14 protein-coding genes are annotated in these 14,641 nt (G+C 73.2%); 3 read left to right on the top strand and 11 right to left on the bottom strand.

Annotation, left to right across the window (positions count from 1 at the left end; genetic code table 11):
- Positions 1 to 15: 15 nt before the first annotated feature.
- Genes OG392_RS27430 through OG392_RS27415 form a run of 4 tightly spaced genes read right to left on the bottom strand, consistent with a single transcriptional unit; the run spans position 16 to position 4,215 of the window.
- Positions 16 to 1,311 (bottom strand): glutamate synthase-related protein, encoded by a 1,296-nt coding sequence (locus OG392_RS27430; RefSeq protein WP_329283817.1) that lies wholly within the window; start codon positions 1,309 to 1,311, stop codon positions 16 to 18.
- Positions 1,308 to 2,330, bottom strand: a complete 1,023-nt coding sequence (locus OG392_RS27425) for an asparagine synthetase A (protein ID WP_329283816.1) — start codon at positions 2,328 to 2,330, stop codon at positions 1,308 to 1,310. Before OG392_RS27425 ends, OG392_RS27430 begins: the two co-directional genes overlap by 4 nt.
- Positions 2,327 to 3,712, bottom strand: coding sequence for a methylaspartate mutase (locus OG392_RS27420; protein ID WP_329283815.1), 1,386 nt, complete (start codon positions 3,710 to 3,712; stop codon positions 2,327 to 2,329). Before OG392_RS27420 ends, OG392_RS27425 begins: the two co-directional genes overlap by 4 nt.
- Positions 3,709 to 4,215 carry a cobalamin B12-binding domain-containing protein gene (locus OG392_RS27415; RefSeq protein WP_329283814.1) on the bottom strand — a complete coding sequence of 169 codons (507 nt, stop codon included), beginning with the start codon at positions 4,213 to 4,215 and terminating at the stop codon, positions 3,709 to 3,711. The genes OG392_RS27420 and OG392_RS27415 overlap by 4 nt, the downstream gene beginning before the upstream one ends.
- Positions 4,216 to 4,476: 261 nt before the next feature.
- Between OG392_RS27415 and OG392_RS27410 the strand changes: the two genes are divergently transcribed.
- Together OG392_RS27410 and OG392_RS27405 are read left to right on the top strand one after the other, a co-directional pair.
- Positions 4,477 to 4,746: a hypothetical protein gene (locus OG392_RS27410; protein ID WP_329283813.1), complete on the top strand. Its 270-nt coding sequence runs from the start codon at positions 4,477 to 4,479 to the stop codon at positions 4,744 to 4,746.
- Between the two features lie 157 nt (positions 4,747 to 4,903).
- Positions 4,904 to 5,116, top strand: a complete 213-nt coding sequence (locus tag OG392_RS27405) for an MbtH family protein (RefSeq protein ID WP_329283812.1) — start codon at positions 4,904 to 4,906, stop codon at positions 5,114 to 5,116.
- Positions 5,117 to 5,204: 88 nt separating this feature from the next.
- Here the strand turns inward: OG392_RS27405 and OG392_RS27400 are convergent, their stop codons facing one another.
- Both OG392_RS27400 and OG392_RS27395 read right to left on the bottom strand, forming a co-directional pair.
- Positions 5,205 to 6,128 (bottom strand): ornithine carbamoyltransferase, encoded by a 924-nt coding sequence (locus OG392_RS27400; protein ID WP_329283811.1) that lies wholly within the window; start codon positions 6,126 to 6,128, stop codon positions 5,205 to 5,207.
- An 83-nt stretch (positions 6,129 to 6,211) separates the two neighbouring features.
- The gene (locus tag OG392_RS27395; RefSeq protein ID WP_329283810.1) at positions 6,212 to 7,600 is read right to left on the bottom strand and encodes a helix-turn-helix domain-containing protein; all 1,389 of its coding nucleotides are present in this window, start codon (positions 7,598 to 7,600) and stop codon (positions 6,212 to 6,214) included.
- 195 nt (positions 7,601 to 7,795) lie between these two features.
- Here OG392_RS27395 and OG392_RS27390 point away from each other — a divergent pair, with 195 nt between their 5' ends.
- A complete protein-coding gene (locus tag OG392_RS27390; protein ID WP_329283809.1) occupies positions 7,796 to 10,843 on the top strand; it encodes an AfsR/SARP family transcriptional regulator in 3,048 nt (1,015 codons plus the stop codon).
- 107 nt (positions 10,844 to 10,950) lie between these two features.
- Here OG392_RS27390 and OG392_RS27385 read toward each other — a convergent pair whose 3' ends face one another.
- The 5 genes from OG392_RS27385 to OG392_RS27365 all read right to left on the bottom strand — a co-directional run bounded on the left by OG392_RS27385 (position 10,951) and on the right by OG392_RS27365 (position 14,637).
- Positions 10,951 to 11,367, bottom strand: a complete 417-nt coding sequence (locus tag OG392_RS27385) for a hypothetical protein (RefSeq protein WP_329283808.1) — start codon at positions 11,365 to 11,367, stop codon at positions 10,951 to 10,953.
- A 220-nt stretch (positions 11,368 to 11,587) separates the two neighbouring features.
- On the bottom strand, positions 11,588 to 12,025 hold the full coding sequence (locus OG392_RS27380; protein ID WP_329283807.1) for a hypothetical protein: 438 nt from the start codon (positions 12,023 to 12,025) through the stop codon (positions 11,588 to 11,590).
- A gap of 103 nt (positions 12,026 to 12,128) precedes the next feature.
- Entirely contained in the window at positions 12,129 to 12,776 is a 648-nt protein-coding gene (locus OG392_RS27375; RefSeq protein ID WP_055603965.1) for a thymidine kinase, read from the bottom strand.
- Positions 12,777 to 12,835: 59 nt separating this feature from the next.
- The gene (locus OG392_RS27370; RefSeq protein ID WP_329283806.1) at positions 12,836 to 14,041 is read right to left on the bottom strand and encodes an alkaline phosphatase family protein; all 1,206 of its coding nucleotides are present in this window, start codon (positions 14,039 to 14,041) and stop codon (positions 12,836 to 12,838) included.
- Positions 14,041 to 14,637: a DUF5998 family protein gene (locus OG392_RS27365; RefSeq protein WP_030325407.1), complete on the bottom strand. Its 597-nt coding sequence runs from the start codon at positions 14,635 to 14,637 to the stop codon at positions 14,041 to 14,043. Before OG392_RS27365 ends, OG392_RS27370 begins: the two co-directional genes overlap by 1 nt.
- Positions 14,638 to 14,641 lie beyond the last annotated feature (4 nt).

Genomic DNA, 14,641 nt, shown 5'->3' with positions numbered 1-14,641 from the left:
GGCCGGCCGGGCCGGCTAGGCGGCGCCGGGTGGCGCCGACTCCCGCTCCCACCGGTCCGGCAGGAGCAGGTCCTCCGGGGCCAAGCCGTTCACGTGGTACTTGCCGACCGCGCTGGTCAGCATCCGCAGTTCGAGGGCGAGGGCCTCGACGAGCCGGGTCAGACCCGCTTCGCGGTCCTCGTCGACGGCGAGCAGTGCGGCGCGTCCCAGGCCGACGGCGCGGGCGCCGAGAGCGAGGGCCTTGACGGCGCGGGTGCCCTCCCACATGCGTCCGCTGGCGAGAAGGCAGTGGTCGGTGCGCCCGACGCGGCGCAGGCAGTCGGCGAGAGGCAGGCCGACATGGCCGAGGAAGCCGGTGGGGGCCCAGGCGGTGCCGCCCTCCGCGCCGTCGACGGTGACGGAGTCCGCGCCGGCCGCCCAGGCGGTGGCCGCGGCGTGGGCCACGTCCCGGCCGGGGTGGAGCTTCACCCACACCCGGGCGCGGGGGAAGTTGTTGCGCATGAGGCGGATCTGCTGCCGCAGGATCTCCTCGGTGAAGGTGCCGGGGCTGGCGACCCGGAGCACCTGGCCGCTGCCGGCGCCGAACACCTCGTCGAGGGAGTACTGCTCGGCGACCTGGCCCGCGGTCTCACGGTCGAGCAGGGTGAGCCCGCCGAGGCCGGGCTTGGCGCCCTGGCCGACCTTGAGCTCGAAGGCGAGGCGGCCGGTGGCGAGCAGGGGCTCCGTGACCGGGTCGCTGTAGACGAGGTTCCACACCTCGGCGTCGGCGTCCTCGGTGGACTGCTGGACCACCACGCCGCCGTGCTCGTCGTCGGCCGCCTCGGCGTAGGCGGCGATCCGGCCGAGCAGCGGGGAGGCACCGGCCTCGCCGGCGCTGCGGTAGCCGTTGACGGGGACGACGTTCTCGCCGATGACCAGCGGGATGCCGAGCGCCCCGGCCTGTCGTCCGGCGGCCTCGCCCAGGTCGTGGCTGGCGACCCGGGTGGATCCGAACGCCGACACGTAGAGCGGCAGGCGGCTGGTGAACCCGCCGATGACGGTGTCGAGCGCGACATCGCTGTAGAGGGGTTCGCGGGCGAGGTCGATGAGCTTCTTCAGCCGCTCGGGCATGAAGACCGGCGGCACGATCCGGATCCGCTCGAGGACGTCGTCCGGGTCGTGCCCGGCCCCCTCCGGGGACGAGGACGGCACGGCGCCGAGCAGCCCGGTGCCGTAGTCCGCCTCGGCGGGGAAGACGGCCCCGGCTCCGTGCCGGGCGCGCTGCCGGACCTGCTCCTCGGGGAAGCCGTCCGCGACGAGTGCGGTGCTCACGCCGACACCACCCCGGGGAGCTTCGGGTAGGCGCTGGCCTGCCAGGCGGCCTGCCGACCGGTGACGTAGCGGGTGAAGCGCTCCAGGCCGATGCCGAAGCCGGAGCTGGCGGGGATGCCGCGACGTGCCAGGTCCAGGTACCAGCCGTACTTGGCGGGGTTCTCGCCGGTCTCCCGCATCCGGGTGACGAGGGTGGCGTAGTCGTGCTCCCGCTCGCTGCCGCTGGCCAGCTCGCCGTACCCCTCGGGGGCGATGAGGTCGAAGTTCCGCAGCACGCCGGGCTGTTCGGCGTTCTCCTTGTCGTAGAAGCCGCGGGAGCCCTTCGGGTAGTCGGTGATGAAGAAGGGGCGGTCCGCGCGGGCGGAGACGATCTCCTCGCCCTGCCAGTCGATCTCGGCGGCGGGGTCCTGGGGGTGGCCGAGGCCGATCAGCTCGGCGGTGGCCCGCTGGTGGCCGACGCGGCCGAAGGCAGCCGCGAAGATCTCGCGCAGGGCGGCGGTGTCCCGGCCGAGCAGGTCGAGCTCGGCCGGCATGCGGGAGAGGACCTCGGCGACGACATGGGTGACGAGCTGCTCGGCGAGGTCCATCGCGTCCTCGCGGCGGGCGTCGCGGATCTCGACGTCGATCTGGTGGAACTCGGCGAGGTGGCGGTGCGTGACGGCCGTCTCGAGGGGTTCCAGCCGGACGTTGGGCGCGATGTAGAAGATCTTGTCGAAGGCGAGGAGCGAGGCCTGCTTGTAGAGGATCGCGCTCGTCATCATCTTGTACTTGTGGCCGTAGAAGTCGACGTCCACCTGCTTGGAGCCGCGGATGCCGGGGTCGGTGACCGGGCCGATGATGGGCGGCAGCAGCTCCTGGAATCCGCGGGAGGTCAGGAAGGCGCGGGTGGCGGTGAGCATGTGGCTCTGCACCCGCAGGGTGGCCCGGGTCAGCGGATCGGTCAGATGCGCGTCGGGCGACGCCGGGAACGGCAGGAGTGCCTCGTCCACGGCCTCGGCGATGATGACGGTCACGGTCATACCTCCTGAAGGAGAAGGGCGTCGGCGGGGGTCCGGCCGGCGTCCTCGGGGTGGTCGTAGCGGTGGTGGTGTACGGCGGCGGGCTCTCCGGGGTGGCCGTCGAGCCGCGCTTCGGGCTGGTCGTAGCGGCGCTGGACGAAGGTCAGCGCGTCGTGGAGTCCGGTCGCGGTGAGCCGGGCGCCGCGCCGTCCGGTGACCCGCCCGATGGGCATGGCCCCGATGTCCGACCAGCTGAGCCGGCCCGTCGCGTCGATGTGGCTGCGGGAGCGGCCGGCGTTGTCGGGGTGGAGGCAGTAGGGGACGTCCAGGTAGCCGCGCTCGAAGGCCTTCAGCAGGGCGCTGCCGAGGTCGTCGTCCAGGTCGAGCACGGCGTCGACGAGGGCGCGGGCCTCGGCGTAGACGGGGTTGCCGGCCGTGTCGTCGGCGTCGTCCGCCTCCGTCGTGCCCGCCGCCGCGGCGCGCTCGGCCGCGGCCGCCGCGATGCGCAGGGCCCGGACGTTCTCGGCGACCGTCGGGATGCGGTGGGCCTCGGCGGCGGTCTTGACGATCAGGCGCTGCGCGCCCGCCCGGACCGCCAGTTCGGCGGAGTCCGCGAGGAGGGCGTGGGCGCCGGGCGTGGTCCTCGGGTACACGCCCATGTAGGTGTAGACGACGATGTGCCAGTCGGTGTCCGGCAGGAGTTCGGCCGCGAGCCGGCGCAGTGCGCGTACCGCCTGGCGGTCCTGCTCGGGGCTGGTCTGCTGGGCGTAACTGAGCGAGACGGACCGCAGCCCGGCCCGGTGGAAGAAGACTCCCTCCAGGGCGCTGATGGCCACGAGCAGTCCCGGCGGGCAGAGCTGGCCGAGCATGCAGCCGCCGAAGCTCTCCAGGTGCGGCTCCGCGCCGTCGGCCCGCAGGGCGGCCAGCCGCTCGCAGGTCTCCTGCCAGTTGCGGACCGAGTCGACGAGCGGTGTGCGGCCGTAGGGCAGGCAGTACGAGACCGGTCCGCCCTCGGTCGCGGTGAGGCCGAGCCGGGCGAGCGCGGCGACGATCCGCTGCGGGCTCGCCGAACCGTGCCGGACCTGGACGGGGAAGTCCGCGTCGGCGAGGCCGTCGAGGACCCAGCGCGAGGTGTCCGGGCTGTAGGAGGTGATGGGGTAGCCGTTGAGCGGCACCCCGCCGCCCAGGGCGCGGACGGCCGAGGGCTCGTCGCCGACCCGGGTGTAGCTGTCGATGGTGAGCGTGCCGGCGACCGCCGTGGCGGCGCCCTTGGTGGCGGCGAGTCCGGCCCGCATCCGGGCGGGGTCGGAGAAGCCCATCCGGGGCTGGACCACGAGGGCCCCGCGGGCCCCGGCGGCGGCCACGAACCGTCCGAAGGAGGTCGCGCGTCCGGTGGAGGTCACCGTGCCACCCCTTCCAGCGGGGAGGCCGACGCCACCGGCACGCGCTCGGCGGCGAGCCGGTCGACGAACGCCGCGAAGGCGCCGAGGCCCTGGTCCTCGCCCTCGCCCTCCTGGAACACCGCGTCGAAGCCGGCCTCCAGGAGCCGGCGGCCGTGCCCGGCCCGGCCCTCGGCACCGAGGACGCCGAGCTTGCCGCCGATGACGGCGGGCAGTCCGGCGAGCTCCCAGCGCGAGCGGATCGCCCGGATGAGCTGGTCGGCGTCGTTGTAGCCGTGGCCGTTGACCGTGCTGACCACCAGCAGGTCGGGCTGGTGCTTGCCGCAGGATTCGACGATCTCGTCCCGGGGGACGCACGGGCCCAGGTTGACGACGTGGTGTCCCAGGTCCTCGATCAGCAGCTGGATGAATACGAGGTTCCAGGTGTGCGCATCGGACGGCAGTCCGGTGACAACGACGTCCAGCGGCCCTGATCGCTCTCGGGACGCCCATTCCGCAGTCTGCATCATCACTTCTTCGTCCACATCGTGGGATGACAAGTGGGAGAAGGAGGTCCTGGATCGCTCGGAACATCCCTTCGGCATCGATCGTAGGAACGCGGAACCCCGCCGACCGGCGCCCCGGGCGGCAGCCGGGCGGCAGTTGCCGCTGCCTGTCGCCGCCGCCCTCCCGGCCCGCCCTACAGTCGGGATCCGCCGCTCCGAAGCACCGTCCGCCGGAGCGGAACGCGGGAGCACGCGCGTCCGAGAACCCTGAGGAGTGGACCCATGTCCCAGATCGCCCCCGCCGCGGAACTGGCCGCGGCCCTGCGCGACGTCATGACCGACGCCGACCGTCACGAGCCCCTGGGCGAAGCCACGTTCGCCGTACTGGAGGCGGCGGTGCAGTTGATCGACGCCGACCGGCCGGAGCTGGCGGACCGGCCCGAGCTGCGCACGGAGCTGCTGCGCGAGGCGCTCGGCTCGGTGCGGGCCGCCGCGGTCGCCACCGGCATCGCCGTCACGCGCGCCAACGACGTGTCGCGCGTCCTCGTATAGGACCTCGCGCGCGGGGCCGGCCGCCGCGCACGAGCCTCGGGCGGGCTGCCGCCCAACTGCCGCCCCGGCTGCCCGAACCGGCGAACCCGGTCTCGTAGCGTCGAGGGACCGGTGCGGCACCGGATCCCCGTTCCACGGAACCCACAGAGGTGAAGCCATGGCAACCAACCCGTTCGACGACGCCGACGGCCGTTTCGTCGTCCTGGCCAACGACGAGGGCCAGCACTCGCTGTGGCCCGCCCGGATCCGCCGTCCGGAGGGCTGGCAGCTGGTCCGCGAGGAGGGCGGCAAGCAGGAGTGCGCCGATTACATCGAGGCCAACTGGACGGATCTGCGGCCCCGTTCGGTGGTCGCCGCGATGGGTGGCTGACGACCGTCGCTCACACGCGGGGGCGGCGTCGGTACCGGGTTCCCCGAACCCGTACCGACGCCGCCCCCGTCCGTTTCGGACCAGCGCCTCAGTTCTCGCCGACGACGCACCACTCCAGTACGGCCATCGCCGCGGTCATCTTGTGGTGGGCCTGCCGCCAGGCGAGGCTGCGCTCCCCGTCGAGGACCTCGTCGGTGACCTCCTGGCCGCGCACGGCGGGCAGGTCGTGCAGGAAGACGGTGTCCGGGCCGCTGTACCGCTCGAAGAACGCGCGGTCGATGGCGAAGCCCTCGAACGACGCCAGCCAATCGGGGTCGGCCTTCGATACGCCCATCGTCTGCCAGCGGCTCGTGTAGACCGCGTCGACGGGGCCCTCGACCTCGGCCGGGTCGGTGATGCGGCGCACCTGGTGGTCGCCGCCGCTCAGTTCGTCGACGAGGTCCATGGTGCTCTTGGGCACCTCGTACCCCTCGGGGCTCAGCAGCGTGATCCGCAGCCCGGGGGTGAGCGCGCCGGCCAGCGCGAGCGCCGCGCCGGAGCTGTTGCCCTCGCCGACGACCAGCACATGGAGCCCGGCGAGCTTCCCGAAGTGCTCGGCGAGGGTGGTCAGGTCGGCTATCGCCTGGGTCGGGTGCTCGTCGAGGCTGAGGGCGTTCACCACGGCGAGGTCCGGGCTGCCGCCGAGGCGGCGCATCTCCGCCACGTCGCCGTTGGTGCGGACGACGAGCGCGTCGAGGTACTGGCCGAGGACCCGGCTGGTGTCCTCCACGGTCTCGCCGGTGGTCAGCTGGAGTTCGTCGGGGCCGAACGTGATGACGTCGGCGCCCAGCCGGGTGGCGCCGCTCCAGAACGAGGTCCGGGTCCGGGTGGAGGACTTGCGGAAGTAGACACCGACCTGGCGTCCGGCCAGCGGCTTGTCGTCGACGCCGCCGGTGCCGAACTCCACGGCGCGGGCGACGATACGGGCGAGCTGCTCGGGCTTCAGGTCGGCGAGCGAGATCAGATTGCGCATGGCGGACGGGCCTTTCATCGGGAGGGAGGAAGAGGAGACGACAGAGGAGGAGGAGCGGGAAGGAGCGGGAGGCCGGGGTCTGTTCAGGAGGGGACGAGGGCCGTCGCCGGTACGAGCGAGGCGGCGCGTTCGGCGGCGAGCTGCCGCACCAGGTTGAGCACCCCGAACCGCGGGGCCCCCTCCTCCTCACCGGGAAGGCGTCGTACGAGGCCGCGCAGCATCAGTGCGTGGACGTCGCGCACCACGGCGGCCGGCGTCGCGGACAGACCGGTGGCGGCCTGGTCGGCGCTCCAGCCGTCGGGCAGCAGGCTCAGGTCGCCCAGCAGCGCCGCGGGACCGTCGTCGAGCCGGGTCACGGCCGCCGAGAGCAGCGCGGCGAGTCCCTCGCCGTCCGCGTCACCGCCGGTGTCCCCCGCGGTCACGTCGTCCACGACGTCGAGCGGCGTGGCCTGTGCGATCCGCAGCAGTTCCGCGGGCGAGCGCAGTAACAGCCAGGAGGCGGCGGCCTCCATCGCCCGCGGCACCCCGTCGAGGGCCCGGCTGATCCGCGCCACCGTGCGCACCAGCGAGTCGCCGGGCATCAGGTCGGGGCGCATGTGACCGACGTACGACAGCATGAGCTCGACGGCGGGCTGCCCGGCCGTCAGGGAGGCACCCGGCGCTCCGGCCGTGCCCGCGGACGCTCCGTGCTCCGCGTCGGGTACGGGCAGCGGGCCGAGCGGCAGCATCCGGTTGCCCGGGGTGCGGTGCGGCTCGCGCGTGGTGATCAGGACCTTGAGCCGCTCGCAGACGTGGAGCAGTTCGAGGAGCGGGGGCGTGAGGTGGGGGCCGGTGTCATGGCCGTCGAGGACCAGCAGGGTGGCCCGGCCGCGTATCACCGAGGCGAGTTCGTCCAGGCCGCGGCCGCCGAGGGCCAGCGAGCGGGCCCAGCCCGTCAGCGCGGACCGCGGGCTGCGGGTCCCGGCGGGCCCGGTGACCGGCGGCGTGGTCTCGGTCATGTCGACCCAGACGACGGGGGTCCGGTCTCGGCCGTGGAGCAGCAGGGCCGCTTCCTGAGCCAGTCGGGTCTTGCCCACACCGGCCAGGCCCACCACGCTGAGGAGCCGCTCGTGCTCGGTGGCCAGCAGCGCGGTCAGGGAGCGGAGTTCCTCGGTGCGGCCGACGAGTCTGCGCAACGGCATCGGCGGCGGAGCCAGTTCGGCGCCGTACGCCTCGCGCATCACCGTGCCGGCCTCCGCCCCTTCGACGGCCAGCTCGAGGGCGGCGCGGCGGGCGTCGCTCAGCCGCATGGCCCCGGCGAGCAGCCGGAGCGTCTCCCGGCGCGGATGCCGCACCCGGCCCTGCTCCAGGTCCCGGATGGCCCGCACGCTGACGGTCGACAGGCCGGCCAGCTGTTCCTGGGTGATGCCGGCCCACTGCCGTGCCGCCCGCAGCTGCTCGGCGAGCCCGTCCGGCGATGCCTGTTCGGTCATGACCAGTCTCCTTGCTGCATGGGGGGTCCTCAGTCGCGAGGGCCGTGAAGGAGTCGGCCTCGTGGGTCATACGGTGCCGGGGCCGATTACCGATCCCGTACCGCCTCGTTCCCGGGGGTCACGGGAACGGGCTAGGATCCGCAAACACCGACGCCGAGGGCGTGGGCGGGAGACCTGGGGGGGTGCTCGCGGCACATGACCGATGCCGAGGAGCAAGGGCTGAGATTCAACGTGCTGGGCCCTCTGGAGGGCTGGGCCGACGGCTCCCGGCTGAGGCTCGGGGGCCTCATCCAGGAACGCGTGCTCGGTACGCTGCTCCTGGAGCCCGGACGGGTGCTGACGATCGGCCGGCTCGTGGAGTCGGCCTGGGCCGAGGACCCGCCGGCGACCGCCTCGCACCAGGTCCGCAAGGCGGTCGCGGACCTGCGTCGGCGCATCCCCGCGGGCAGCGAGGTCATCGTCACCGACGGCCCCGGATACCGCGTCGTGCTCGCTCCGGAGCAGCTCGACCTGACGGAGTTCGCAGGACTTGTGAAAAAGGCCCGGGACGCCCCGGGCGAGGGCCGGACGGTCGACGCGGTGGAGGCGCTGCGCCGGGCCCTCGGCCTCTGGCGGGGTCCCATCCTGTCGGGGGCGGGCGGCCCCGTGATCGAGGCGGCGGCCACCGCGCTCGAGGAACGCAGGCTCGCGGCGGCGGAGCAGCTCTTCGACCTCCGCCTCGGTCTCGGCGAGACGGCGGAACTCGTCGTCGATCTCCGGGACCTGGTGCAGGCCCACCCCCTGCACGAATCACTGCGCGCCCAGTTGATGCTCGCCCTGTACCGCTCGGGCCGGCAGGCCGAGGCCCTGGAGGAGTACAGCCGGGTGCGCGAGCTCCTGGTGGAGGAGCTGGGCGTCGACCCGGGCCCCCGGCTGACCAAGGTGTACGAGGGGATCCTGCGCGACAGCCCCGAACTCGCCGCCCCCGCTCCCCCGCCCGTCGCGGCCCCGGTCGCCCCGTCGGAGACGGCGCCCACCGAGGCCCCGTGCACCCTGCCGTACGACCTGGCGGACTTCACCGGCCGCGGCGACGAGCTGCGGGAGCTGCTCGACTCGGCCGGCCGGGACTGCGCGCGTCATTCCCGGATCGTGGCCCTGGACGGCATGGGCGGCAGCGGCAAGACCTCCCTCGCCGTGCACGCGGCGCACTCGCTGGCCTCCGAGTTCCCCGACGGCCAGCTCTACATCGACCTGCGCGGCTACACGCCCGGCGAGCAGCCGGTGACCGCCGGCGGAGCGCTCGACAGCCTCTTACGTGCCCTGGGTGTGCCGGGCGCGCGCATCCCGGAGGACCTCGCGGGCCGTACGGCGCTGTGGCGGTCGACCGTCACCGGGAAGCGGCTGCTGCTCCTCCTCGACAACGCCGCCGACGCCGACGGCGTACGGCCGCTGCTGCCGACCACCCCCGGCTGCCTGGTCCTCGTCACCAGCCGGGCCCGGCTGGTGGACCTGGACTCGGCGCAGTGGATCTCGATCGACGTGATGTCGCCCGCGGAGTGCGCGGCGCTCATGGCGGAGACGCTGGGCGAGCGGCGGTACGCGGCGGAGCCGGAGGCGGCGGCAGAGCTGGCCCGGCTGTGCGGCCATCTTCCCCTGGCGCTGCGGATCGCGACCGCCCGACTGCGCAACAGACCGCGCTGGACGCTGCGTTACCTGGCCGACCGGCTGCGCGACGAGACCCGGCGGCTGGACGAGCTGAGTTCGGGGCAGCGCAGTGTCGCCGCCACCCTCCGTCTGTCGTACCAGGCCCTTGAGCAGGACTGCCGGACCGCGTTCCGCAGTCTGGCGCTCCACCCCGGCGGGGACCTCGACGTGTACGCGGCGGCCGCTCTTCTGGAGACCGGTCCGGCGGATGCCGAGGACCTCCTCGAACTCCTCCTGGACGTGCATCTGCTGCAGCAGCCGGAGATCGGTCTGTACACCTTCCACGATCTTGTGCGCAGCTTCGCGCAGAGCCTCAGGTCGGCGGCGACGGACGAGGACGACTCCGCGTCGACCCGTCGGCTGCTCGACTACTACCTGGCCGCGACGGAGTCGGCCTGCCAGGTGATGTTCCCTGGCCGCCGCCGTATTCCCACCGGGGTGGCGGCGGTGGAGGACACGGACGCGTGGACCGCACGGCTGCCGCGGTTCCCGGAGAGCGAGCAGGCGGAGCAGTGGTTCACCCGGGAGCAGGGCTCGCTGCTGGGGGCGGTGGGCCTGGCCGACCGGCTCGGGCACGACCGCCACATCGTGTTCCTGAGCCGCAATCTGGCCTTCCAGCTCAGTGCGCGGGGCCAGTTGGAGGAGTTCCGCTCGATGGGGCTCCTGGCGGTGGCCGCCGCGCGCCGGCTCGGCGAACTGCCGCTGCTGGGGGTGAGCCTGTCCAACCTGGGCGTGGCGTGCTGGAAGCTGGGCCGTTTCGCCGAGGGCATCGAGGTCGCCACGGAGGGCCGGGACGTCGCCGAACGGCTGGGTGACGTACAGACGCTGGCCCACAGCGAGGGGGCCCTCGGCCAGCTGAACAGTCTGCTCGGCCGGTTCCCGCAGGCGCTGTCGCATCTGGAGAAGTCGATCGCACATCAGCGGGAGCTGGGCGCCAGCCGGGCGGAGGCGGAGAGCCTCACCCTGCTCAGCACCCTGTACGAGCAGTGGGGGCGGCACGAGGAGGCGGCGTCGGCGGCCCGTCGGGCGATCGCGCTCTGCGACGAACTCGGCCAGCACGAGAACAAGTTGGTCGCCTTCACGGACCTGGCGTTCGCCCATGCCTGCCTCGGCGACAACGAGGCCGCCGACACGAGTCTCGCGCGGGCGCGGGCACTGTGCACCGAGAACAGCGACCCGGGGCAGGTGGCCCTGGCCCTCGCGCTCCTCGCGGAGGTCGCCCAGCGTCTGGGCCGGGACGAGCAGGCCGTCCGGTACGCCGACCGGGCCATGGAAACCATCGGGCCAAACGTTTCTCCACTGCGCCGGGCGAAGGTCGAGAACACCGTCGGCCGCTATCTCTACAAGCGCAAGGAGTATGTGGCGGCGCTCGGCCTGCACGAGAGCGCCCACGAGGTCGCGCACTCCCTCGACTTCCGCATCGAGATGGCCTACGCCCTCTCCGGCATGGCCCGCGCCCAGGCGGCCCTCGGTCTCTCGGAGGAGGCGGCGCGCAACGAGCGCTCGGCGGAGGACCTCTTCGGCGAGATGGGCGTTCCGGCGGAGCACCGTCGTAGCTGAGGTGACGTCGCGGCTCATCTGGCCTGGCTGCGCGGCTCTCACGGCCTGCGTACGCTCGCGGCCCGCGCGGCGGACGGAGCCGACGGGGCCGGGGCACGGAGCGGGAATCAGGCGGCGAAGACGGTCAGACCGGCCGCGGGCGCGCCCTTGCCGATGACGGTCGGGCCCTGGTCGTCGGTGGCACCGGCCTGGACGATCCGGGAACCGATGACGGTCGGGCCCTGGTCGTCGGTGGCACCGGCTTGGACCACGCCACCCTTGCCGATCACCGTCGGGCCCTGGTCGTCGGTCGCGCCGGCCTGGACCACGCCACCCTTGCCGATCACGGTCGGACCCTGGTCGTCCGTGGCACCCGCCTGGACGACCCCGCCCTTACCGATGACCGTCGGACCCTGGTCGTCGGCCTGGACCTGCACGCCGACCGGGCGGCTCTGCTCGTGACCGGCCTCCATCGTGGCCCCGAACCCGAGGGCGAGGGCGGCGACGACGACGATCCCGGCGAGTCCAGTCGACTTGCGTCCCATGGCGTATCCCCTTTACGTGGTTTATCCGGTTCTGCTTCCCGACACCACGTACTCTCCGGCGACCCGTTCCCGGACCGTTCCCGCACCGATACCGCCTTTCGGTACCGCACGGGAACGCACCCGGGAACGCCAGGTCAGCCCGGGTACGACCCACTCCGCCGCAGCCCGCCCGGCAGGCCGTGGACGACCCCGGCGGCCCTTCTCCTCCCGTGGATCCCCCTCAGCCGGACGCCCCCGCTCCCGGCTCGCGCGCGAACACCGTCGCGCCGCCGCCCAGCCGGCAACTGACCACCCGTGGGCCCCGCTTGGTGAGGGCCACGGTGGTACACGCCCGCCCGGACCCGATGTCCGCCAGATCGAGCAGCGCGCGCACGGTCGCGCGCAGCGCGGCGACCTCTTCCTCGTCGGGCCCGGAGGCGCGGTCGGGCAGGGGCTGGCCGGGACCGCGCAGCGCCCTGATGTCCACCACGGTGTGCATGCTGTTGTCGCTGACGGTCTCGACGGTGAACTCGGGCCCGTCCCAGGGCCCCTCTCCGTCCGTACGGGCATCCGTCAGGCCCGCGCGTCCACCCTCGACCGACCGCTCGATGGCGGACAGCTCATGAAGGATGTGGCGCAGCCCCTCGGCCACGTCGATCCGGTCCGGGGGATGTTTCATCGGAAGACTCCTCCTGCAGAGAACTACTCCGCCAGAGTCGGGCGCCCCGATACCGTTTCTCTCCCGCTCCGGTCCCGCCGTACGGGCCCGGTCCCGCGAAGGCTCAGCCGGTGACCGGCAGCACGTCCGGGGAGAGGGCCCCCGCCCGGGCGGAGGCGGAGGTCATCCGGCGCCGGTGATGGCGGCGGCAGAGCACCTCGTAACCGATCTCCTCTGCGGGGCGGTTCACATCGCCGACGACGACCTGCTCGCCCTCGACGACCATCTCGCCGCCCACCGTGCGGGCGTTGTGCGTGGCGCGGGCGCCGCACCAGCAGAGCGCCTCGACCTGGAGCTGCTCGATGCGGTCCGCCAGCTCGATGAGCCGCTGCGAGCCGGGGAAGAGCTTGGTCCGGAAGTCGGTGGTGATGCCGAAGGCGAAGACGTCGAGACCGAGGTCGTCGACGACCCGGGCGAGCTGGTCGATCTGCTCGGGGGCGAGGAACTGGGCCTCGTCGACGATCACGTAGTCGGCCTTGCCGCCCTGGGAGAGCTGGGCGACGAGATACGCGTACAGGTCCATGCCCTGCGGCGCCTCGACCGCCTCCGTCACCAGGCCGAGCCGCGAGGAGAGCTTGCCCTCGCCCGCCCGGTCGTCACGGGTGAAGATCACGCCCTGCAGCCCTCGCGCGTCACGGTTGTGGGCGATCTGGAGTGCCAGGGTGCTCTTCCCGCAATCCATGGTTCCGGAGAAGAAGACCAGCTCGGGCATGACGGGACGGGGACCTTTCAGGTCAGGGAGGAGGAAGGGGTCCGGGATGTCCGGAGGGTTCAGGAGCGGACTTCGAGCAGCGGGACGAGCTGCTCCGCGGGGGTCATGGACCCGTGCATGCCGACCATCGCGGACTCGTGGGGCTCGTTCACGGAGGCGGTGATCGCCACGTCGTCGTGGGCCGCGGCGACGACGTCGCCGATCCGCCCGTACACGCGCTCGTCGATCTCGTCCCCGAACCAGCCGAGCGAGATGGCCTCGTCGCGGCTCGCGACCCAGAACTGCTCGCCGATCACCTCGCGCCAGCAGGTGAGGACGTCCGCCTCGGCGCCGGGCACGGCGTAGACGTGCCGGGCGCGTCCTTCGCCGCCGAGGAGGGCGACGCCCGCGCGGAGCTCCCAGTCCTCGTCGAAGTCGATGCGGTGCTGCTCGTCGAAGGGGATGTCGACCATGCCGTGGTCGGCCGTGACGTACAGCGCCGAGCGCGGCGGCAGCTGCTCGGCGAGCCGCTGCACGAGCCGGTCGACGAACATCAGCTGGCCGCGCCAGGCGTCGGAGTCGATGCCGAAGCGGTGTCCGGCGCCGTCGAGTTCGCTGTAGTACGTGTAGACCAGCGAGCGGTCGCCGGCACCGAGCTGCTCGGCGGCGAAGTCCATGCGCTCCTCGCCGGAGAGCCGCCCGTGGAACGTTCCGCCGCTCAGCGCGACCTTGGTGAGCGGGGTCTGCTCGAAGATCGGGGAGGACACCTGCGCGGTGTGGATCCCGGCCTCGTGGGCGAGCCGGAAGACGGTGGGGTACGGCTGCCAGACGTGCGGCGAGGTCCACGGCTTCCAGCGCAGCTGGTTCATCAGCTCGCCGGTGTCGGGGTTGCGCACGGTGTAGCCGGGCAGCCCGTGCGTACCGGGGTAGCGGCCGGTGCCGACCGAGGCGAGCGAGGTCGCCGTGGTGGCGGGGAAGCCGGCGGTGACCGGGCGGCCCGTGCCCCCGCGCGAGGAGCCGAGGAGCGAGGTCAGATAGGGGGCCTCGTCCGGGTGGGCCTTGATCTGCTCCCAGCCGAGCCCGTCGATCAGGAAGACGCAGTTCCGGTCGGCCGGGGAGAGCTCGGCGATCCGGGCTTCGAACCCGGGCACGCCCTGGCCGGCGACGAGCGTCGGCAGCACGTCGCCGAGGGAGCCGAAGGTGTACTCGGGGACCGGCGCGGTGTCCGGGGCGAGCGGAACCGGGTCGTCGGGCCAGCCGTGCGTCACGGCGGTCGGCTGCGCCATCAGCGGGTGGGCGCGGCGGTGGCCGCGATGGCTTCGGACAGGGCCTGGGCGAAGACGAGGGTCTGCCGGACGGTGTCCGGGCCGTCCCCGGCCTCGCTCACCCGGAGGCTGAGGTCGTCGGCGGTGGCGTTGCCCGTGTAGCCGTGGTCGGCGTCGCAGTTGGCGTCGCCGCAGGCGGCGGGCTCCAGGTCGATGCGGGAGACGGCACCCCAGCCGATGGTGAGGACCACCTCGCGGGGCAGCGTGCCCGGGGTGTACGACTCCGGGTTGGCGACGACCCGGCTGACGACGACGGACGAGATCCGGTCGAGCTTCACGGACTCGGTGGACGTCGTGGCGTACGGCGTCGGGGAGCTGGTGTCGGCGGCCTGCTCGTCGGTGTGGCTGACGATGAAGCGGTGCGGCGTCAGGACGAGGACGGTGACATGGCGCCGGACCTCGTTGGCGTCGAACGTGGTCTCCTGGTGCACGACGTACGACGCGACGGCCTCGCCGCCGACGGCGGCCTCCACCGCCTCGGCCACGAGGGCCGGGTAGTAGCCGCTGCGCTCGATCGCCGCGCGCAGCCCCTGGGTCGTCGTACCGGTCTTCGCCATGGAA

It is taken from the genome of Streptomyces sp. NBC_00691 (assembly GCF_036226665.1).
Classification (GTDB): Bacteria; Actinomycetota; Actinomycetes; order Streptomycetales; family Streptomycetaceae; genus Streptomyces.
This window is presented reverse-complemented; position numbering and strand designations above follow the sequence as displayed.